20 protein-coding genes are annotated in these 20,675 nt (G+C 45.2%); 17 read left to right on the forward strand and 3 right to left on the reverse strand.

Annotation, left to right across the window (positions count from 1 at the left end; translation table 11 throughout):
• Positions 1 to 12: 12 nt before the first annotated feature.
• The 16 genes from rsmG to glmS all read left to right on the forward strand — a co-directional run bounded on the left by rsmG (position 13) and on the right by glmS (position 16,606).
• Positions 13 to 633 carry a 16S rRNA (guanine(527)-N(7))-methyltransferase RsmG gene (gene rsmG / locus FW758_RS16430; protein ID WP_006083835.1) on the forward strand — a complete coding sequence of 207 codons (621 nt, stop codon included), beginning with the start codon at positions 13 to 15 and terminating at the stop codon, positions 631 to 633.
• A 73-nt stretch (positions 634 to 706) separates the two neighbouring features.
• Entirely contained in the window at positions 707 to 1,495 is a 789-nt protein-coding gene (locus FW758_RS16435; RefSeq protein ID WP_012090674.1) for a ParA family protein, read from the forward strand.
• A gap of 9 nt (positions 1,496 to 1,504) precedes the next feature.
• A complete protein-coding gene (locus FW758_RS16440; protein ID WP_006084765.1) occupies positions 1,505 to 2,383 on the forward strand; it encodes a ParB/RepB/Spo0J family partition protein in 879 nt (292 codons plus the stop codon).
• A gap of 225 nt (positions 2,384 to 2,608) precedes the next feature.
• On the forward strand, positions 2,609 to 2,992 hold the full coding sequence (locus FW758_RS16445) for an ATP synthase subunit I (protein WP_063883871.1): 384 nt from the start codon (positions 2,609 to 2,611) through the stop codon (positions 2,990 to 2,992).
• A gap of 12 nt (positions 2,993 to 3,004) precedes the next feature.
• Positions 3,005 to 3,799 carry a F0F1 ATP synthase subunit A gene (gene atpB / locus FW758_RS16450; RefSeq protein WP_006083839.1) on the forward strand — a complete coding sequence of 265 codons (795 nt, stop codon included), beginning with the start codon at positions 3,005 to 3,007 and terminating at the stop codon, positions 3,797 to 3,799.
• Between the two features lie 64 nt (positions 3,800 to 3,863).
• Positions 3,864 to 4,115, forward strand: a complete 252-nt coding sequence (gene atpE, locus FW758_RS16455) for a F0F1 ATP synthase subunit C (RefSeq protein ID WP_006083840.1) — start codon at positions 3,864 to 3,866, stop codon at positions 4,113 to 4,115.
• A 37-nt stretch (positions 4,116 to 4,152) separates the two neighbouring features.
• Positions 4,153 to 4,623 (forward strand): F0F1 ATP synthase subunit B, encoded by a 471-nt coding sequence (atpF, locus tag FW758_RS16460; RefSeq protein ID WP_006083841.1) that lies wholly within the window; start codon positions 4,153 to 4,155, stop codon positions 4,621 to 4,623.
• Between the two features lie 15 nt (positions 4,624 to 4,638).
• Positions 4,639 to 5,172, forward strand: a complete 534-nt coding sequence (gene atpH / locus FW758_RS16465; RefSeq protein ID WP_006083842.1) for a F0F1 ATP synthase subunit delta — start codon at positions 4,639 to 4,641, stop codon at positions 5,170 to 5,172.
• A 14-nt stretch (positions 5,173 to 5,186) separates the two neighbouring features.
• Positions 5,187 to 6,728 (forward strand): F0F1 ATP synthase subunit alpha, encoded by a 1,542-nt coding sequence (gene atpA, locus FW758_RS16470; protein ID WP_006083843.1) that lies wholly within the window; start codon positions 5,187 to 5,189, stop codon positions 6,726 to 6,728.
• Between the two features lie 50 nt (positions 6,729 to 6,778).
• On the forward strand, positions 6,779 to 7,639 hold the full coding sequence (gene atpG, locus FW758_RS16475) for a F0F1 ATP synthase subunit gamma (protein ID WP_006084762.1): 861 nt from the start codon (positions 6,779 to 6,781) through the stop codon (positions 7,637 to 7,639).
• Between the two features lie 35 nt (positions 7,640 to 7,674).
• Positions 7,675 to 9,066 (forward strand): F0F1 ATP synthase subunit beta, encoded by a 1,392-nt coding sequence (atpD, locus tag FW758_RS16480; RefSeq protein WP_006083845.1) that lies wholly within the window; start codon positions 7,675 to 7,677, stop codon positions 9,064 to 9,066.
• Between the two features lie 36 nt (positions 9,067 to 9,102).
• Positions 9,103 to 9,531, forward strand: coding sequence for a F0F1 ATP synthase subunit epsilon (locus FW758_RS16485; RefSeq protein ID WP_126493375.1), 429 nt, complete (start codon positions 9,103 to 9,105; stop codon positions 9,529 to 9,531).
• A 449-nt stretch (positions 9,532 to 9,980) separates the two neighbouring features.
• Positions 9,981 to 11,363, forward strand: a complete 1,383-nt coding sequence (gene glmU, locus FW758_RS16490) for a bifunctional UDP-N-acetylglucosamine diphosphorylase/glucosamine-1-phosphate N-acetyltransferase GlmU (protein ID WP_446445940.1) — start codon at positions 9,981 to 9,983, stop codon at positions 11,361 to 11,363.
• Between the two features lie 282 nt (positions 11,364 to 11,645).
• Positions 11,646 to 13,757: a TonB-dependent receptor gene (locus tag FW758_RS16495; protein WP_446445941.1), complete on the forward strand. Its 2,112-nt coding sequence runs from the start codon at positions 11,646 to 11,648 to the stop codon at positions 13,755 to 13,757.
• A 199-nt stretch (positions 13,758 to 13,956) separates the two neighbouring features.
• On the forward strand, positions 13,957 to 14,727 hold the full coding sequence (locus FW758_RS16500; protein WP_259523914.1) for a DeoR/GlpR family DNA-binding transcription regulator: 771 nt from the start codon (positions 13,957 to 13,959) through the stop codon (positions 14,725 to 14,727).
• Between the two features lie 49 nt (positions 14,728 to 14,776).
• Positions 14,777 to 16,606, forward strand: a complete 1,830-nt coding sequence (glmS, locus tag FW758_RS16505; protein ID WP_446445942.1) for a glutamine--fructose-6-phosphate transaminase (isomerizing) — start codon at positions 14,777 to 14,779, stop codon at positions 16,604 to 16,606.
• A gap of 108 nt (positions 16,607 to 16,714) precedes the next feature.
• Here glmS and FW758_RS16510 read toward each other — a convergent pair whose 3' ends face one another.
• From FW758_RS16510 to FW758_RS16520, 3 genes are all read right to left on the reverse strand, one after another.
• Positions 16,715 to 16,918 (reverse strand): DUF2061 domain-containing protein, encoded by a 204-nt coding sequence (locus FW758_RS16510; protein ID WP_006079349.1) that lies wholly within the window; start codon positions 16,916 to 16,918, stop codon positions 16,715 to 16,717.
• 185 nt (positions 16,919 to 17,103) lie between these two features.
• A complete protein-coding gene (locus FW758_RS16515) occupies positions 17,104 to 18,009 on the reverse strand; it encodes a 1,4-dihydroxy-2-naphthoyl-CoA synthase (RefSeq protein WP_107403039.1) in 906 nt (301 codons plus the stop codon).
• A gap of 124 nt (positions 18,010 to 18,133) precedes the next feature.
• Positions 18,134 to 18,484, reverse strand: a complete 351-nt coding sequence (locus FW758_RS16520; RefSeq protein ID WP_006079351.1) for a hypothetical protein — start codon at positions 18,482 to 18,484, stop codon at positions 18,134 to 18,136.
• A 91-nt stretch (positions 18,485 to 18,575) separates the two neighbouring features.
• Here FW758_RS16520 and ccoG point away from each other — a divergent pair, with 91 nt between their 5' ends.
• A complete protein-coding gene (gene ccoG / locus FW758_RS16525) occupies positions 18,576 to 20,003 on the forward strand; it encodes a cytochrome c oxidase accessory protein CcoG (RefSeq protein WP_446445943.1) in 1,428 nt (475 codons plus the stop codon).
• Positions 20,004 to 20,675 lie beyond the last annotated feature (672 nt).

The raw sequence follows: 20,675 nt of genomic DNA on the forward strand, positions 1-20,675 counted from the left end.
TGAGGTTGCTCAGTGTTATCTGCCCAGTTAGAGGCTTATTTAGCCGAAATTAATTTGCCCGCAACCGCCGAGCAAAAAAAACAACTAATTGATTTTGTTGGCATGCTCAACAAATGGAATAAAGCCTATAACCTGACATCGGTGAGAGATCCCGAAGCCATGTTGATCCGTCATATCATGGACAGCTTAGTAGTTTCAAAACATCTGCAAGGTGAACGTTTTATCGATGTGGGCACAGGACCCGGTTTACCTGGGATCCCGTTAGCGATTATGAATCCCGATAAACAATTTGTGTTATTGGACAGCTTAGGTAAACGCATTCGTTTTCAAAAACAAGTGTCCTTTGAATTAGGCATTCATAACATCAGCTCAGTTGAAAGCCGCGTAGAAGCTTATCAACCTGAGCAAAAATTCGACGGCGTATTAAGTCGTGCATTTGCTTCAATCCAAGATATGCTGACTTGGTGCCATCATTTACCCGCCGAACATGGGCAGTTTTATGCCCTTAAAGGCCAGTTAAATGATGAAGAGATGCAACATATTCCAAGTGGATTTGCAGTGAAAGAAGTCATCGAGCTTAAGGTGCCTAAACTCGATGAACAAAGACATTTATTGAAAATAATCAAAGAATAACAGGCTTGAAAGTGGTGAATAAATCATTTTTAAGTAAGGGCAATAAACCAGCATTTACATACAGGGTGATATTGTGGGTAAAGTGATTGCCGTGGCTAACCAGAAAGGTGGCGTAGGAAAAACAACTACTTGCGTTAACCTAGCCGCTTCGTTAGCAGCAACAAAACGTAAAGTATTATTGATCGATCTCGATCCCCAAGGTAATGCCACTATGGGCAGTGGTGTCGATAAATACGAGGTCGAAAATACGGCCTACGAATTATTGGTCGAAGAGAAATCCTTCGACGAGATCGTCATTAAAAACACTGCGGGTAAGTATGATCTGATCGCCAGTAATGGCGATGTCACAGCGGCAGAGATCAAACTGATGGAGTTTTTTGCGCGTGAGATCCGTTTGCGTAACGCGCTCGCACCGATAAAAGATCAATATGATTATATCTTTATCGACTGCCCTCCTTCATTGAACATGCTGACGGTGAACGCTATGTCAGCGGCTGACTCTGTGCTCGTGCCTATGCAGTGCGAATACTATGCCCTAGAAGGCTTAACGGCGCTGATTGATACCATCACTAAGCTTGCCGCTATGGTTAACCCTGGGCTTGGCATTGAAGGCATTTTACGCACTATGTACGATCCGCGTAATCGTTTGTCTAATGATGTGTCCGATCAGCTAAAACAGCATTTTGGTGACAAGGTATATCGTACTGTGATCCCGCGTAATGTCAGGCTGGCTGAGGCGCCAAGTTTTGGTGCGCCTGCTATGTATTACGATAAATCGAGTGCCGGCGCTAAGGCGTATCTAGCGCTTGCGGGTGAAATGATCCGTCGTTCAGAACAACAAACTCAGGCTAAGCAAGCGTAAAGGATCACCATGACGTTAAAGAAAAGAGGATTAGGCAAAGGGTTAGATGCCCTACTGAGTAACAGCCATGCCGCCAGTAAAAAACACACTGATGAAGCTAATGTTGTAGATAAAAAAGAAGAGCTTATCCATCTCGATTTAGACTTATTACAACCGGGTAAGTATCAACCTCGTAAAGACATGTCTCCCGAAGCGTTGGAAGAACTGGCGCATTCTATCCGCAACCAAGGCATTATTCAGCCCATCGTTGTAAGACAAGTGGCAAACGACATGTATGAGATCATTGCGGGCGAACGTCGCTGGCGTGCTTCTCAACTTGCTGGCTTAAATAAAATCCCCTGCATAGTCAAACAAGTGCCCGATGAGGCCGCTGTTGCTATCGCTTTGATTGAAAACATCCAGCGTGAAGATTTAAATGCCATGGAAGAAGCCATTGCATTGCAACGTTTAATGCAAGAATTTGAACTGACTCACCAACAAGTTGCCGATGTTGTGGGAAAATCCAGAGCGAGTGTATCTAACTTGTTACGTTTAAACGGCTTAAATGAGCCGGTAAAACGTCTACTCGAGTATGGCGACATCGATATGGGTCATGCTCGCGCTTTGTTAGCAATTGAGGGAGAAGAACAAACAAATCTTGCGAGATTAGTGGCCGCTAAGGAATTAACCGTTCGCGAAACTGAACGATTAATTAATCAAACCTTAAATCCGCCTAAACAAGCCGAAACTACGACTAAAGATCAAGATGTTTGTCGTTTAGAGCAGCAGTTAATTGAAAGATTAGGTGCCAAGGTTTCTATCGCTCATAGTAGTAAGGGCACAGGTAAAATTGTAATTAACTATCAGAATCTGGCTGAATTAGACGGAATTCTTAGTAAAATTCATTAATGTCTGTAGATTAACAGTTTTTAATGTAAATTTGTGACAGATGCTAATCTTACATTTTAACTCGTTTGGCGCTAGATCACGTTAAAAGTGTTGTTTTTCCTTATCTCAAAGTTGCAATGAAGGCGTGAAAAGGTATACTTTCGCAAGCTTTTTGTGCATCGACATAAATACGGGTATTTGTCATCCGGTCATCGAAACAAAAAGTATGAATGCGGAGAGGATGAATTGAGTAAGGTTTTAGCGCGTCGTGGCCGGTGGTCAGCCTATAAATTGGTGATGATGCAGGCGGCGGTCGCTGGGGGTGCTTCAATTCTCTTTTTCGCCGTGTGGGGAGTTCAGTTTGGCTATTCTGCTTTAGCAGGTGGTTCAATCGCTGTGCTCCCTAATTTTGTATTCGCAACCCTCGCTTTCTCCCACACGGGAGCAAGTTCAGCTGCAAAAGTCATAAAGGCTTTTTACTGGGGGGAAGCGGTAAAGTTGCTGTTAACCATCGCAATGTTTTCGTTTGTATTTATCAATATTAAGGTCGCTTTTATGCCGCTTTTTGTTTGTTATGTGCTGACGCTAATAGTGCATTGGACAGCTCCTTTATACTTCAAGCAAAGTTAAGTGGGATGAATCATGGCTGCAACTGGTGAAGCGTTAACACCGCAGGGCTATATCCAACATCACCTTACCAACTTAAGTGTTGGTGAAGGCTTTTGGACATGGCACATTGATTCGTTGTTCTTTTCGGTTGGTCTTGGTGTTCTGTTCCTGTGGATTTTCCGCAGCGTTGGTAAAAAAGCGACTTCCGGTGTTCCTGGCAAACTGCAATGTTTTGTTGAGATGATCGTTGAGTTCGTAAATAACAGCGTGAAAGAAAGTTTTCATGGTCGCAATGCTCTGATCGCACCTTTAGCTCTGACCATTTTTGTATGGGTATTCATGATGAACTTCATGGATATGATCCCTGTTGATTGGCTGCCTCACGCAGCAAGTTTAATGGGTATTCCATATCTTAAAGCGGTTCCGACGACTGACGTTAACATTACCTTTAGCTTAGCTATCGGTGTGTTCTTGCTGATTATTTTTTACAGCATTAAGGTCAAAGGTGTGTCTGGGTTTGTTAAAGAACTGACACTACAGCCCTTTAACCATAAGGCAATGATACCCGTCAACCTCCTATTAGAGACTGTTACTTTGATAGCAAAACCAATTTCATTGGCATTGCGACTCTTTGGTAACTTGTACGCAGGTGAGTTGATCTTCATCCTTATTGCGCTGATGTATGGTACCAACTTGTTATTATCTACCCTAGGTGTGACTCTGCAACTGGGTTGGTTAATATTCCACATTTTGGTTATCACACTGCAAGCGTTTATCTTCATGATGTTGACCATTGTTTATTTAAGCATGGCGCATGAAGATCATTAAGGATTGCTGAAGAAATTTTAAACTAAATCATCAACTAATATAGATTTAGATACTGGAGATACAGATGGAAACGATTTTAGGCATGACAGCTATCGCTGTTGCTCTGCTGATTGGTATGGGTGCTCTTGGTACTGCAATCGGTTTCGGCTTATTAGGCGGCAAGTTCTTGGAAGGCGCTGCGCGTCAACCAGAAATGGCTCCTATGCTACAAGTTAAAATGTTCATCGTAGCGGGTCTTCTTGACGCCGTAACTATGATCGGTGTTGGTATCGCATTATTCATGCTATTTACCAACCCACTGGGTGCAATGCTGTAAAAAACGCTTCTGTCTTAACTCTAAATAGGAGGCTGTTGTGAATTTCAACGCTACCCTAATCGGTCAGACGGTCGCCTTTATCATCTTCGTGTGGTTTTGCATGAAGTTTGTATGGCCCCCTTTGATGAATGCCATCGAAGAGCGCCAAAAAAGGATTGCTGACGGTCTAGCTGATGCTGATCGTGCGGTAAAAGACCTGGAGTTGGCACAAGCGAAAGCGACTGACCAACTAAAAGAAGCCAAGGTAACGGCTAATGAAATTATTGAGCAAGCTAACAAGCGTAAAGCTCAAATAGTTGAAGAAGCCAAAACCGAAGCAGACGCTGAGCGTGCTAAAATCATCGCTCAGGGTAAAGCAGAAATTGAAGCTGAACGTAATCGCGTCAAAGAGGATCTGCGTAAGCAGGTTGCTACTCTTGCCATCATGGGTGCTGAGAAGATCCTTGAGCGTTCTATTGATCCAGCCGCCCACAGTGACATAGTTAATAAACTAGTCGCTGAAATTTGATAAGGGAGTTGAGTTATGGCTGAATTAACCACCATCGCTCGCCCTTACGCAAAGGCAGCTTTTGACTTTGCTATTGAACAAGATGCAGTGGATTCATGGGCAGAAATGCTTACGTTTGCCGCATTGGTGAGTGAAAACGAAACCATGCAACCACTGTTAGCTGGCTCTTTAGCCAGCACTAAGCTCGCAGCACTCTTTATTAGTGTGTGTGGCGAGCAAGTCAATGTGCAAGGTCAGAACCTGATAAAGGTAATGGCTGAAAACGGTCGCTTAAAGGTACTACCTGCTGTATCTCAGTTATTTACTGAATACCGTAATGAGTGGGCAAAAGAAGTGGAAGCCGATGTGGTTTCTGCAACTGAGCTGAGCTCTGAACAACAACAGCAGATTAGTATTTCTTTAGAGAAACGTCTCGCACGCAAAGTTAAGCTGAATTGCAGCACTGACGCCGCGCTCATCGCCGGTGTAATCATTAAGACAGGAGACCTAGTCATCGATGGCTCGGTCCGCGGTAAGTTATCGCGTCTGTCTGATAAGCTGCAGTCGTAATTGGGAGTTTGAGCATGCAACTGAATTCCACTGAAATCAGCGATCTGATTAAGCAGCGGATCGAGCAGTTCGAAGTCGTTAGCGAATCTCGTAACGAAGGTACTATCGTTGCGGTAAGTGACGGCATCATCCGCATCCACGGCCTAGCCGACGTGATGCAAGGTGAGATGATCGAACTGCCTGGTAACCGTTTTGCAATCGCGTTGAACCTTGAACGTGATTCTGTCGGTGCCGTAGTAATGGGTCCTTATGCTGATTTAGCAGAAGGCGTAAAAGTGAAAACGACTGGCCGTATTCTGGAAGTTCCAGTTGGCCGCGGTCTTCTTGGCCGCGTTGTTAACACTCTAGGTGAGCCAATTGACGGAAAAGGACCTATCGATAACGATGGTTACTCGCCAATTGAAGTTATCGCACCAGGTGTTATTGAACGTCAGTCTGTTGATCAACCAGTTCAAACTGGTTATAAAGCCGTTGATGCCATGATCCCTATCGGTCGTGGTCAACGTGAATTGATCATTGGCGACCGTCAAACTGGTAAAACAGCTATGGCGATCGACGCAATTATCAACCAGAAAAATTCTGGCATTAAATGTGTGTACGTTGCGATTGGCCAAAAGGCTTCTACTATCGCAAACGTAGTACGCAAGCTAGAAGAACACGGTGCGTTAGCTAACACTATCGTTGTTGTTGCAACGGCTTCTGAAGCTGCTGCTCTGCAATACTTAGCGCCATATTCTGGTTGTTCTATGGGTGAATACTTCCGTGACCGCGGTGAAGATTCTTTGATCGTATACGATGATTTGTCTAAGCAAGCAGTTGCTTATCGTCAAATTTCGTTACTGCTCAAGCGTCCTCCAGGCCGTGAAGCTTACCCAGGTGACGTATTCTATCTACACTCACGTTTACTAGAGCGTGCATCACGCGTTAACGCGATTTATGTAGAGAAGTTCACTAAAGGTGCAGTAACTGGCAAAACCGGTTCTTTAACCGCGCTGCCGATTATTGAAACGCAAGCGGGTGACGTTTCTGCATTCGTACCGACCAACGTAATTTCTATTACCGATGGTCAGATCTTCCTTGAGACCGATCTGTTTAACTCTGGCCTACGTCCAGCGGTTAACCCAGGTATTTCTGTTTCTCGTGTTGGTGGTGCGGCTCAGACTAAGATCATCAAGAAACTGTCTGGTGGTATTCGTACCGCACTAGCACAGTATCGTGAGCTTGCTGCGTTCTCGCAATTTGCATCTGATCTTGACGATGCAACACGTGCTCAACTTGAGCATGGTGTGCGTGTTACCGAACTGATGAAGCAAAAGCAATATGCTCCAATGAGCGTAGCCGCTCAAGCTGTGTCTATTTTCTCAGCTGAAAAAGGTTACCTGAAGAGTGTTGAGCTGAATAAGGTCGGTAATTTCGAAGCCGCTCTGCTCTCGTTCATGAACAGCGAGCATGCTCCTTTAATGAAGCTTATCAATGATACTGGCGATTATAGCGCTGATATCGAAGCTGAATTAAAAGCTGGCCTCGACAAGTTCGTAGCAACCCAAACCTGGTAACAATGATAGAGGTGTCTTAAGACACCTCAGGTCCAGATTGGAGAGTAGAGATGGCCGGCGCTAAAGAGATTAAAACCAAGATCGCGAGTGTGAAAAACACTCAGAAGATCACGTCCGCCATGGAAATGGTGGCAGCCAGCAAAATGCGCAGAGCGCAGGAACGCATGGCTGCGAGCCGTCCATATGCGGAAAGCATGCGTAAGGTGATCGGTCACGTAGCGCAAGGTTCTCTCGAGTATAAACACCCCTATTTGGAGGTGAGAGAGGCTAAGCGGGTTGGTTACATTGTTGTGGCAACCGACCGTGGCCTTTGTGGTGGTCTGAACGTTAACCTTTTCAAAAAGGTTATCGCAGACGTGAAAAGCTGGAAAGCCCAAGGTGCAGAATTTGAATTTTGCCCAATCGGCGCACGTAGTGTGCAGTTTTTCAAAAACTTCGGTGGACAAGTGTCTGCTCACGCTTCAGGTTTAGGCGATGCTCCAAAGCTCGCTGACTTGATCGGGACAGTCGGTGTCATGCTAGAAGCTTACAACGAAGGCAAGCTGGATCGTCTGTACGTGGTATTTAACAAATTTGTGAATACTATGACGCAGACTCCTGTGATCGAGCAGCTGCTACCTTTGCCTAAATCAGAAGATGATGAAACTGCTCATCGTTGGGATTATATCTACGAGCCAGATCCAAAAGCACTTTTGGATACCTTATTGGTCCGTTATGTAGAATCTCAGGTTTACCAAGGTGTTGTTGAAAACATTGCTTCTGAACAAGCTGCCCGTATGGTGGCGATGAAGTCGGCAACAGACAACGCTGGTGAGCTTATCAACGACTTGCAACTGGTCTATAACAAGGCCCGTCAGGCTGCGATTACGCAGGAACTGTCGGAAATTGTTTCTGGTGCCTCTGCGGTTTAGGTTAGGTAACGAATACAAGTTTTAGAGGATTAATCATGAGCACAGGTACTGTTGTCCAAGTGATTGGCGCGGTTGTGGACGTAGAGTTTCCACAAGATGCCGTACCTCAAGTATATGACGCTCTGAAAATCGTAGGTGAAGGCCCGTGTAATGGTTTGGTGCTGGAAGTTCAGCAACAACTAGGTGGTGGTGTAGTTCGTACCATCGCTATGGGTTCTTCTGACGGTCTGCGTCGTGGTCTTGAAGTAGTAAACTCAGGTTCACCTATTACTGTTCCTGTTGGTACCGCCACTCTTGGCCGTATCATGAACGTATTAGGCGAGCCTATTGATGAAGCGGGTCCAATCGGTGAAGAAGAGCGTTATGTAATTCACCGTACAGCTCCTTCATACGAAGATCAATCAAGCTCTACTGAACTGTTAGAGACTGGCATCAAGGTTATTGACCTTGTTTGTCCATTCGCTAAGGGCGGTAAAGTTGGTTTGTTCGGTGGTGCGGGTGTTGGTAAAACAGTTAACATGATGGAACTGATTAACAACATCGCTAAAGCCCACTCGGGTCTTTCTGTATTCGCCGGTGTAGGTGAGCGTACTCGTGAAGGTAACGACTTCTACTACGAGATGAAAGATTCTGGCGTTCTCGACAAAGTGGCCATGGTTTATGGTCAGATGAACGAGCCTCCAGGTAACCGTTTGCGCGTTGCACTGTCTGGTCTGACTATGGCAGAGAAGTTCCGTGACGAAGGTCGTGACGTACTGTTGTTCGTTGACAACATCTACCGTTATACCTTAGCCGGTACTGAAGTATCTGCACTGTTAGGTCGTATGCCTTCTGCGGTAGGTTATCAACCAACATTGGCTGAAGAGATGGGCGTTCTGCAAGAGCGTATCACTTCAACTAAGACTGGTTCTATTACCTCTGTACAAGCGGTATACGTACCTGCGGATGACTTGACCGATCCGTCACCAGCAACAACCTTCGCTCACTTAGATGCGACTGTTGTACTGTCACGTCAAATTGCTTCTCTGGGTATTTACCCAGCGGTTGACCCATTGGATTCGACTTCACGTCAATTAGATCCATTGGTTGTTGGCCAAGAGCATTATGATGTTGCTAACGGCGTGCAAACTGTACTGCAACGTTACAAAGAGCTGAAAGACATTATTGCGATTCTGGGTATGGATGAATTGTCTGACGAAGACAAAACAACTGTATTCCGTGCTCGTAAGATTGAGCGTTTCTTGTCTCAGCCTTTCTTCGTAGCAGAAGTCTTTACTGGATCTCCTGGTAAGTACGTTTCTCTGAAAGACACTATCCGTGGCTTTAAGGGTATTTTGAACGGTGAGTTTGATCACCTGCCAGAACAAGCGTTCTACATGGTTGGCTCAATCGATGAAGTCATCGAGAAAGCGAACAAAAAGAAATAACTAAGTAGCAATACTTAGTTTCTTAAGGAGAACGGGATGGCAGCCATGACAGTACATCTTGATATAGTAAGTGCAGAGAGCAACATCTTCTCTGGTCGTGTAGCTTCGCTGCAAGTGACTGGTTCAGAAGGTGAGTTGGGCATAATGCATGGCCATGCTCCTTTGCTGAGTTATATCAAACCTGGCATGGCGCGCATCGTCAAGCAAGACGGCAGTGAAGAAGTGTTTTACCTTTCAGGTGGTATTCTGGAAGTACAACCTTCTACTGTTTCCGTATTGGCTGATGTGGTTATGCGTGCCAAAGATATTGATGAGCAAGCGGCATTAGAAGCTAAGCGTCGTGCAGAAGCCCATATGGCAAATGCAGGTGCTGACTTCAATTATGACGCGGCTATGGTTGAACTAGCTAAGGCTATGGCTCAATTACGTGTTGTTGAAACCATCAAGAAAAACATTGCCAGATAAGGTTATTGTTTGTGAAAAAAGGCGACCATAAGGTCGCCTTTTTTGTGGCCGAAATTTGGGTAAGCGTGTTTTTGAGTTATTCCTATCGCTATCCGCTTCGCTTTTCGATGAGCTTTCCGTTAAAATTGCGCCACTAATACCAATCGTATTAAATATCTGTTCATTCAGCGGGAGTTCAACGCGCTTTAGACAAGGCGAAGGCTTGAAGGCATAGTGGTGCTCTGTCGAAAGCCTTGAACGCAGTATAAAGCGTATTGAAACCCGCCCTTTGGGAGCCTCACAGGCATCCCACTCCTGTGTTGCATTGACTTAAAAGGGAATAACCATTTCTGCGTCAATGCGCCTTGGATTGAGATGCCTGTGAGGCTCTGAACTGATTAGATATTTAATGTGATTGGTATACGACCGTAATTTTTCACCCTCTTGGGTATTTGTTCAAGGATATGGCAATGGCATTAAATGTAGTGATCTTAGCGGCTGGCAAGGGAACACGGATGCGCTCTGATCTTCCTAAGGTATTACATCCCATCGCCCACAAGAGCATGGTGCAACATGTCATCGATACCGCCCATAAAGTGGGTAGTGACGCGATTCAGTTAGTCTACGGTTATGGTGCTGACAAGCTACAGGCCAGCTTAGGTGAGCAACAACTCAACTGGGTATTGCAAGCTGAGCAATTAGGTACGGGTCATGCGGTTGCGCAAGCGAGCCCGCATATTGCTGACAATGACACTGTGCTCATTCTTTACGGCGATGTGCCACTGATTCAACAATCAACCCTTGAAGCCTTACTCGCTGCCCGTCCTGAAAATGGCGTGGCCATTTTAACCGTGAATTTAGCGGATCCTATGGGTTATGGTCGTATTGTCCGTACTCCTTGTGAAGGTCAAGAACAAGGGAAAGTAGTTGGTATTATTGAGCAGAAAGATGCTACAGCAGAGCAGCTACTGATCAACGAAATCAATACCGGCATCATGGCCGTTCCAGGTAAACAACTTAAAGCTTGGTTGAGCCGTTTATCCAACAACAATGCCCAAGGCGAATATTATCTAACGGATATTATTGCAATGGCACACGCTGATGGTGTTGCTATTGATACTGCCCAGCCACAATCTGCGATTGAAGTGGAAGGCGCCAATAACCGCGTGCAACTGGCGCAACTTGAACGCGCTTACCAAGCCCGTGAAGCAGAAAAACTGATGTTGGCGGGAGCGAACCTGCGCGACCCATGCCGTATCGATATCCGTGGTGAAGTCACCGTCGGTATGGATGTGATGATTGATATCAACGTGATATTCGAAGGCAAAGTGACCTTAGGTAATAATGTCACTATTGGCGCAGGTGCGATTTTAATCGATTGTGAGATTGCCGATAACGCTGAGATCAAACCTTACTCTATCATCGAAGGCGCTAAGCTTGGCGTTGCTGCCAGTGCTGGTCCATTTGCGCGCTTACGTCCCGGCGCAGAGCTTAAGCAAGATGCGCACATTGGTAACTTTGTTGAAGTGAAGAAAGCGGTTATCGGCGTGGGTTCTAAGGCTGGACACTTAGCCTATTTAGGTGATGCTATTATAGGTGATGGCGTTAATATCGGCGCTGGTACTATTACTTGTAATTATGATGGCGCGAATAAGCATCTTACCGTTATCGAGGATAATGTTTTTGTTGGCTCAGACACCCAGCTGGTGGCACCTGTCACTATTTGTAAAGGCGCAACCTTAGGCGCTGGCTCAACCATTACCCGCGATGTGGGTGAAAATGAGTTAGTCATTACCCGTGTTAAACAAAAACACCTGACGGGTTGGCAACGTCCAGTCAAAATTAAAAAGTAGTTTATTTAACTCAATTCATTATCTATAAAGCGGCCATGTGCCGCTTTTATATTTAGTCAGATTGTTGGAAATTCGATTCGTTTAATTCAGATGGAAACAATAAAAGTCACGAAATTAAGGTTGAGTTAATCCTGTTGTGGTAATTGCAATTTATTGGTTTTAAACAGATTTAGATCTATATCACAGCTAATTGTAAATTCGTGTAAAGAAGATTAAATAAAAACACTTCTCATTTATATTGCCTGCAATTCTAAGACGAAAGGTCTAATTGAGGTGTTGGCAATGGTATTTAAATATTCAGTTTTAGGTTTGGCCGTAGGTTCGGCATTAATGGCTATGCCTGTGTTGGCAGAGGTGGCTAGCGACGCAAATATCGAGCGCATTAATGTCACTGGCCGCACTTTTAACGATTATAAAGTGGGTACAGCATCAGGCGCTATGCGCGGTGATATCGACTTAATGGATACCCCACAATCAGTTAATGTGATCCCCGATTTTGTCACGGACGAACAGCTAGCTACTAACCTCGCTGAAGTGTTAGTTAACGATTCGAGCGTGACTGCAGGAACGACACGCTGGAACCGCCAAGTTTTTAGTATCCGTGGCTTCGAGTTAGATTCTGGTAATGGTTATCTCATCAATGGCCATCAGCAATGGTCCCACTACGTACAACCCATCGAAACCCTGCAGCAAGTCGAAGTGTTAAAAGGCCCTTCGAGCATGTTGTATGGTCAATCTGGCCCTGGTGGTTTAGTGAATATGGTCACTAAGAAACCAACCTATGATTCAATGCTTAACTTAGGTTTTGACACCGATGGCTACGGTTCTACCCGTGCACAGCTCGATGCGGGTGGCAGTTTAAACGAAGCACAAAGTATTCGTTACCGCGGTGTGTTAGTGAAGCAAGACACAAAATACTGGCGTGAGTATTCCGCTAATGATGAGAACCAAGAGCGCGATCGCTGGTTAGGTTATCTCAATATGGAATTTGACCTAAGCGACGATTTGTTACTGTCGGTTAAATACGACCATACCCAAGATAAAGCGGGTATTGATGCGGGTGGTTGGTTAGATAAACAAGGTAATGTCATTGGCGAACGTAAAACCGTTTGGGATGCGCCTTGGGCCTTTACTGACAATACAGTGTCAAACTTAGGTGCCGATCTGACTTGGCATATGAATGACAACTGGAAAGTCAAAGCGGGTTATAACGATCAGCAGTTTAATCGCCAACGTTTTGATTCTGCGCCGCAATATACAGAAGACCCATTCACCAAAGGCTATAGCATCAAGCCATTCGATCGTTACGACGATTGGCAGCATAAAACCGCTTATGCCGATTTCACCGGTGAATTTGCGTTGGCCGGAATACAGCATCAACTGCTGATTGGGGCTAACTATCTCGATTATTTCTATCAGCAACAAATTCACCGTGGGGCAGCTCAAACGGTTATTCCTGGGCAACCAGTTATTCAACCTGCTCTCGATTACCACACAAAACCCAAAGGCAATGCGAGTACCTATAAGTATTACGGTTTCTACCTGCAGGATTTAATGACGCTTAACGAACAATGGAAGTTGCTCGCTGGCGTACGTTACGACGAACAGAAGAAAGACGGTGAAGGTGAAAACAGTTATGCCGTGTCGCCTAAGTTTGGAGTGATCTACTCACCTATGAGTAATGGCAGTATTTATGTTAACTATTCAAAGAGTTTCACACCACAAGGCTCGGTAACCAGTTCTGAAGATGTCAATCATGGAGACAACCTGAAACCTGAGTACGGTACTCAATATGAACTAGGGACTAAGTGGGAGTTGTTTGATGACAGCCTACTGTTAACAGCAGCACTTTTTGATATTACGGTTTCTAATGTCACCATAGAGCAAGATATTCCCGAAACGAGTGATGGCAAGAAAACTATTACTACTCAAGGTGGCGAGCAGCATCACCGCGGTTTTGAAGTGGGTGCCCAAGGTCAGTTAGGCGATAGCTGGTTTGTGACTTCTTCTATGATGTATTTAGATGCCGAATATAAAACGGGTGCTGGCAAGATAGATGGGAAAATCTTAGATGGTAAAACACCTGTCGATGCGCCTGAATGGTCGGCGAATATCTGGACCCGTTATGAAGTGACAGACAATTTTGCGATGAACTTTGGTGCCATTTATGTGGGTGAGCGCTTCGCCGATAAAGATAACAGCATTACTAAAGACGGCTATGTGCGTTTCGATATAGGTGCAGCCTACACTATGGATATCATGGGTAAAGATGTGAGCCTTCGTGCCAACGTTAGAAATCTATTTGATACTGATTATATTGATGGTGGTCAGTACAATATGGTCACTATCGGCCAAGGCCGTAACTTTAGTGTTGCTGTTGAAGCTAAGTTCTAAATTTATTAGGTTTTAAATTCATTTAAAGCCGCTTGTCCTTAAAGGATAAGCGGCTTTTTTTATTGGCTGATGTTTAAGTTCACTATTACAGAACGATAAAAATACGCCGTAACATGCGAAACCGTGTTTCGAATACTAGCAAAAAAGTTTCGTTTCACTATAATACATCTTTCGAATCGAAACTTATCTGAAAGGTTTTATGAACAAACGAAACACACAGCAGCGTCGCCACAGCATCATCACCATATTGAACGAACTGGGTGAAGTGAGTGTCGATGAACTGTCGTTACGTTTTGAAACCTCAGAAGTGACGATTCGCAAAGATCTCGCAGCGCTTGAGAAAACAGGCCTGCTGCTGCGCCGTTACGGTGGCGCTGTGGCGATTCCTGACGAAGTGACCCAACAGTTTTCTGCCAAAATCGCGCCTAATAAGCTGTCTATTGCGAAAACCGCCGCGCAGCTGATTAAAGATCACAATCGCATCATTATCGATAGCGGCACTACGACTTCTGGCTTGATTGAACAGCTGAACGATAAGCGTGGGCTGGTGGTCATGACGAATGCGCTGCACCTTGCTAATGCCATCCATGAACTCGAAAACGAGCCAACCTTATTGATGACCGGTGGAACTTGGGACCCGCATTCTGAATCCTTTCAAGGTCAAGTCGCCGAGCAAGTGTTGCGCTCATATAATTTCGACCAACTGTTTATCGGTGCCGATGGTATTGATCTTGAACGCGGCACCACTACCTTTAACGAGTTAACTGGCCTAAGCAAAGTCATGGCCGAAGTGTCCCGCGAAGTGATCGTTATGGTGGATTCAGACAAAATCGGCAAGCGGATCCCTAACTTAGAGTTACCGTGGGCTAAGGTGAGTGTGTTGGTCACCGACGATCGTATCGACGAGAGCGCGCTAAAACAAATTTCAGATCAGGGCGTGCGAGTCATGCTAGCGCCCTACGCTCATTAGTGAGTCAAAATAACTTAACAACTTCATTTTTAATTTATAGGTAAAGACTATGTGTGGAATCGTAGGCGCTGTGGCGCAAAGGGATGTGGCTGAAATTCTAGTAGAAGGCTTACGCCGCTTAGAATATCGCGGATATGACTCCGCAGGCGTTGCCGTTATCCACAATGGTGAACTCAATCGCACGCGCCGCGTTGGCAAAGTACAAGAGCTTTCAGCAGCGCTTGAAACCGACCCATTAGCGGGCGGAACGGGTATCGCGCACACTCGCTGGGCGACCCACGGTGAGCCGAGTGAGCGTAATGCTCACCCGCATTTATCGGAAGGTGATATCGCGGTGGTGCACAACGGCATTATTGAAAACCACAATAAACTGCGCGAGATGCTAAAAGGTTTAGGCTATAAATTTAGCTCAGATACCGATACCGAAGTGATTTGTCACTTAGTACACCATGAGCTGAAAACTAACAACACTTTGCTTTCTGCCGTGCAAGCCACAGTTAAACAACTCGAAGGCGCCTATGGCACTGTTGTTATCGACCGCCGCGATAGCGAGCGCTTGGTTGTTGCTCGATCTGGTAGTCCTTTGGTGATTGGTTTTGGTCTAGGTGAAAACTTTGTCGCTTCGGATCAACTTGCCTTATTACCCGTCACTCGCTCATTTGCTTTCCTAGAAGAAGGTGATGTGGCCGAAGTGACCCGTCGCAGCGTGAGTATTTTCGACGTAAACGGTAATGCCGTTGAGCGTGAAGTCAAAGAATCTGAAATTACCCACGATGCCGGTGACAAAGGCGAATATCGCCACTATATGCTTAAAGAAATTTACGAGCAGCCATTGGCACTGACGCGCACAATTGAAGGTCGTATTGCTAATAAGCAAGTGCTAGACACGGCTTTTGGTGATAACGCTGCTGAGTTCTTAAAAGATATCAAACACGTGCAAATCATCGCTTGTGGCACTAGCTACCATGCGGGCATGGCGGCGCGTTACTGGTTGGAAGATTGGGCTGGCGTGTCTTGTAACGTCGAGATTGCCTCTGAGTTCCGTTATCGCAAGTCGCACTTATTCCCAAATAGCCTATTGGTGACGATTTCACAATCTGGTGAAACTGCAGATACTTTAGCGGCCATGCGCTTAGCGAAAGAAATGGGTTACAAAGCCACATTGACGATTTGTAATGCGCCAGGTTCGTCACTGGTTCGCGAATCTGACATGGCTTACATGATGAAAGCGGGCGCCGAGATTGGTGTGGCATCCACTAAAGCCTTCACAGTACAGCTTGCTGGCTTATTAATGTTGACTGCGGTGATCGGTCGCCACAATGGTATGTCTGAGCAAATGCAGGCCGACATCACTCAAAGCCTACAATCTATGCCAGCTAAAGTGGAACAAGCTTTAGGGCTAGATGCTGCGATTGCTGAATTGGCTGAAGATTTTGCCGATAAACACCATGCTTTATTCCTTGGCCGTGGCGATCAATACCCGATTGCGATGGAAGGCGCGTTAAAGCTGAAAGAGATTTCTTACATTCATGCTGAAGCGTATGCCTCTGGCGAATTAAAACACGGCCCATTAGCGCTTATCGATGCCGATATGCCTGTGATTGTCGTTGCGCCAAACAATGAATTGCTCGAAAAACTCAAATCTAACGTCGAAGAAGTGCGTGCCCGTGGTGGACTAATGTATGTGTTTGCCGACGTGGATGCCGAGTTCGAGTCGGATGACACGATGAAAGTGATCCCTGTGCCACACTGCGATATCTTTATGGCGCCGCTGATTTACACTATTCCGCTACAGCTATTGTCGTACCATGTTGCGTTGATCAAAGGTACCGACGTGGATCAACCACGCAACCTAGCAAAATCTGTAACAGTAGAATAAATATAAGCATTTAAATAAAAACCGCCTTTATTGGCGGTTTTTTCATTTAGATTCATGACAAAACGACGCTTAACTTACAGCAATAGCAAATGCTGGTGGCTTAGCTTTCTATGCTGGAATGGCATCTAGCTCGTGCTGCTTTTTTGCCTCAATGCGTTTCCATACTTTGTCGTGGAAGTAAAACACCACTGTGTTAATCGCGGGTTCAACTAAGGCCACTGCGCCGCCGACGATCACGCTGCCGGTTAATAAATAGGTTACGGTAAAAGCGACGCTAAAATGGAGTACGGCAAAAGTAAGTGTCTTAGTCATGATCTTGTCCTCTAAATAGGCTCCCAGCTGGAATACTTAGATGATAACAATTCTCATTAAAATTAAAAGCCGTGTTTTCAGATTAGTTTAAACGGTTTAATCTATTTATCCGTTGTAAAAAACATAAAGCCCTCACTCTGGAGGGCTTTGGGTTGCTAGCAGTAAATTAAAGCGCTGCTAATAAACTAGTAATGCCAAGGGAAGGCGGAGAAATCTTGATCGCGTTTCTCTAGGAAGGCATCGCGCCCTTCCTGCGCTTCGGCACTCGCATAGGCTAAACGCGTCGCTTCACCAGCGAATAATTGCTGGCCGACCATACCATCGTCAGTCATGTTAAAACCGTATTTAAGCATACGCATAGCCGTAGGCGACTTAGAGTTAATCTCTTTGGCCCACATTAATGCCTCGGTTTCTAGCTCTACATGGGGAACGGATTTATTGACCATACCCATGTCGAAGGCTTCATCGGCGCTGTAGTTAAAACCACAGAAGAAGATTTCGCGGGCACGTTTTTGACCTATCATCTTGGCGAGATAAGCGCTGCCATAACCTGAGTCGAAGCTCGCTACGTCGGGATCAGTCTGCTTAAATATCGCGTGTTCTTTCGAGGCTAAGGTTAAGTCGCACACTACGTGTAAGCTATGGCCGCCACCTACCGCCCATCCAGGCACAACGGCGATGACCACTTTAGGCATAAAGCGGATCAAGCGTTGCACTTCTAATATATGTAAGCGGCCCATTCTGGCTTGATCGGCTTTACCTTCTTCGGCGCCTTCATATTTATAGCCATCTTTGCCGCGAATACGTTGATCGCCACCCGAACAGAACGCCCAGCCACCATCTTTTGCCGAAGGACCGTTACCCGTTAGCAGTACACAACCTACATCAGACCATTGGCGTGCATGATCGAGTGCGATAAATAACTCATCAACGGTTTTAGGTCTGAAGGCGTTGCGGCACTCAGGGCGGTTAATGGCAATGCGAACTGTGCCGTGGGCTTTAGCTCTGTGGTAGGTAATGTCGTCGAATTGAAATCCACTGACTTCATCCCATAGGGTGGGATCAAAAATGTCTGATACTTGTTGGGTCATGATTCATAGGCCTTTGTGCTGTAATGCCTCAAAGGCTAGGCGGAATCATATATAAGGTCAATCACCTAAGCCTAAAGCTTAGCGCTATATAGCAAAATCCCATTTGCCTATGAGTCGGTGATTGTTAGAGGTGATCACAGAGATAAAGCTGATTATCTTTGCTGAACACTGGATGTTCTGGCGCCATAGTGCCGCAATAGTTAGCTTTAAAGTCGGCAATAGACTCGGGTGTCATGGGTATCTGATTAAAGGCTTCGAGTTCTAATGTTGATAAGCGCTCGACGATGTCGGTTCTTACTTTAGCCAGTTTATGGTCAATTTTTATGATTTTTGTTCCCGTCATAGAGTCAACTTTATTCTCTATTTTTTTGACCATAGCCTCAGTCTTTGCAATAGGAGCATCTAATTTATCTGTTTCTGTGTATAAGTAATACAAAGCACCCGCGAGTAGCGCCAATATGAGCCAACCTTTCATCTTTTAGTCCAACATAAGTGAATAACCATTAATAATATGGGTATAATAAGCTAGTTTTCGTCCAATATTAAAGCAGTAAAAGGCTGTAACGATGAACTCAGAATCTAACAACAAGGACTATTCGAAAACCAATCGAATTAAGATTCACCAGCCAGATGCGAGTAAAGCGGATCGCTTTAACCCTCGTAATCGGATTTATGTCCGAGCCATAGACGGTTTGTGGAGTAGCTTACGTCGCCGCATGGGCTGGATTGCCATGTTATTTTTCCTGCTTTTACCTTGGATCCCTTGGGGCGACCGTCAAGCTGTATGGTTTAACTTAGGCGAACAAAAGTTTCACGTCTTCGGTTTAACGATTTGGCCGCAGGATCTCACCTTGCTCGCAGCGTTGTTTATGATCGCTGCCTTTGCGCTGTTTTTTGTGACTACCTATCTTGGCCGTGTTTGGTGTGGATACACTTGCCCCCAAACAGTATGGACCTTTATGTTCATCTGGTTCGAGGAAAAACTTGAAGGTGCGCGCAATAAACGCATTAAGTTAGATCAAATGCCATGGAGCTTTGACAAACTCTGGCGTAAAACGGCAAAACATACGGCTTGGCTATTGCTCTCACTGATGACGGCGATGACCTTTGTGTCCTATTTCGTGCCGAGCCGTGAAGTCTATGTTGACGTCTTTACGCTTAATGCTTCTGGCGGTATCTACTTCTGGGTCGTGTTCTTTACACTTGCCACATACGGCAATGCGGGTTGGATGCGTGAAATCATGTGTATCCACATGTGCCCTTATGCTCGTTTCCAAGCGGCCATGTTCGATAAGAATACTTTTATCGTGGGTTACGATACTAAACGTGGTGAGACCCGTGGTCCGCGCTCACGCAAAGATGACCCTAAAGAGCTAGGGCTTGGTGACTGTATCGACTGTGACTTGTGTGTGCAGGTATGTCCTACCGGGATCGATATTCGTAACGGTCTGCAATATGAGTGTATTAACTGCGGCGCTTGTATCGATGCCTGTGACCAAACCATGGATCGTATGGGTTACGAGAAAGGGCTTATCAGCTATACCACAGAGAACAAGTTAGAAGGTATAAAGCAAAAAGTGCTGCGACCTAAGCTTGTCGGTTATGGCGTGGTATTGATGGCGATGATATTAGTCTTCATATACTCCAGTGCGACCATAGCGCCTGTGCGTATGGACATCATTCGTGACCGCAACCAGCTCTATAGAGAGAACAACCAAGGTTTGATTGAAAACACCTTCACCTTGAAGATTCTTAATAAGACAGAACAATCCCATGAATACACTATGAGTGTCGAAGGATTGGACCACTATAAATGGTACGGTCCGACTTCGGTCACTATTGCGGGTGGTGAAGTATTAACGTTACCTATTAGCGTTGGGGTTGATCCGGTTGAGCTTTCTCGTTCAGTTACTAACATCGAGATAAAAGTGAAAACTCATATCGACGGTGAAGAAGTCGAAGTTGAGCAAGAATCTCGCTTCTTTAGTCCATAGATAACAGTATTTATGATGATTTAGCTGAGCGTGACTCATATAGATTGCCAGACTTAATCGAGATAAAGGGGCTTTTTAGCCCCTTTTTTATACGTATCGTTTGATAAGTAAACGTCTAAACCATTAATCGTTATTTTCCTACAAAAAGCCCTTGCGGACTTTCTCAATCTCCCTATAATGCGCATCCACTGACACGGCAGACAGCGAAAGCCAGCTGACGAGTTAAGTTGAATTGAATGGCTTACTTTTTGTTGAGAATGGCACTTAATTCAACCGCAGCAAGAAGTTGAAAAATACTCCTTGACGCGAAACGGGAAATGCGTAGAATACGCAGCCCTAGCCACCTGGAAGCGTTCGGCGCTCATTGTGGTACTCAAGTTCTCTTACGAATATTGAGTTGCTCTTTAACAAGATAAAACAAGAAATCTGTGTGGGCACTCACAGGTGTTGAGTTAATCGAAACTGCTTAACCTTCGGGTTGGCAGTCAAAAATTTAAATCAATATTTTCTGTATCACGAAAGTGATGAGTGTTCATAGCAATATGTACAGTTTGTTTCGACACTTCTTTTATAAAGAGTGCGAGAAACAAAAAATCAGAATTCATTGAGCCGAAACCTTAGGGTTACAACAAAACTTTAATTGAAGAGTTTGATCATGGCTCAGATTGAACG

This window comes from Shewanella sp. 1180_01 (assembly GCF_052850535.1).

Excerpts from the sequence above, each read along its gene's own strand:
- FW758_RS16440 (WP_006084765.1), top strand. The coding sequence starts at position 1,505 with ATGACGTTAAAGAAAAGAGGATTAGGCAAAGGGTTAGATGCCCTACTG.
- FW758_RS16515 (WP_107403039.1), bottom strand. The coding sequence starts at position 18,009 with ATGACCCAACAAGTATCAGACATTTTTGATCCCACCCTATGGGATGAA.
- atpB (WP_006083839.1), top strand. The coding sequence starts at position 3,005 with ATGGCTGCAACTGGTGAAGCGTTAACACCGCAGGGCTATATCCAACAT.
- atpH (WP_006083842.1), top strand. The coding sequence starts at position 4,639 with ATGGCTGAATTAACCACCATCGCTCGCCCTTACGCAAAGGCAGCTTTT.
- atpE (WP_006083840.1), top strand. The coding sequence starts at position 3,864 with ATGGAAACGATTTTAGGCATGACAGCTATCGCTGTTGCTCTGCTGATT.
- ccoG (WP_446445943.1), top strand. The coding sequence starts at position 18,576 with ATGAACTCAGAATCTAACAACAAGGACTATTCGAAAACCAATCGAATT.
- atpD (WP_006083845.1), top strand. The coding sequence starts at position 7,675 with ATGAGCACAGGTACTGTTGTCCAAGTGATTGGCGCGGTTGTGGACGTA.
- FW758_RS16520 (WP_006079351.1), bottom strand. The coding sequence starts at position 18,484 with ATGAAAGGTTGGCTCATATTGGCGCTACTCGCGGGTGCTTTGTATTAC.
- FW758_RS16495 (WP_446445941.1), top strand. The coding sequence starts at position 11,646 with ATGGTATTTAAATATTCAGTTTTAGGTTTGGCCGTAGGTTCGGCATTA.
- glmU (WP_446445940.1), top strand. The coding sequence starts at position 9,981 with ATGGCATTAAATGTAGTGATCTTAGCGGCTGGCAAGGGAACACGGATG.
- glmS (WP_446445942.1), top strand. The coding sequence starts at position 14,777 with ATGTGTGGAATCGTAGGCGCTGTGGCGCAAAGGGATGTGGCTGAAATT.
- FW758_RS16510 (WP_006079349.1), bottom strand. The coding sequence starts at position 16,918 with ATGACTAAGACACTTACTTTTGCCGTACTCCATTTTAGCGTCGCTTTT.
- FW758_RS16485 (WP_126493375.1), top strand. The coding sequence starts at position 9,103 with ATGGCAGCCATGACAGTACATCTTGATATAGTAAGTGCAGAGAGCAAC.
- atpG (WP_006084762.1), top strand. The coding sequence starts at position 6,779 with ATGGCCGGCGCTAAAGAGATTAAAACCAAGATCGCGAGTGTGAAAAAC.
- atpA (WP_006083843.1), top strand. The coding sequence starts at position 5,187 with ATGCAACTGAATTCCACTGAAATCAGCGATCTGATTAAGCAGCGGATC.
- FW758_RS16500 (WP_259523914.1), top strand. The coding sequence starts at position 13,957 with ATGAACAAACGAAACACACAGCAGCGTCGCCACAGCATCATCACCATA.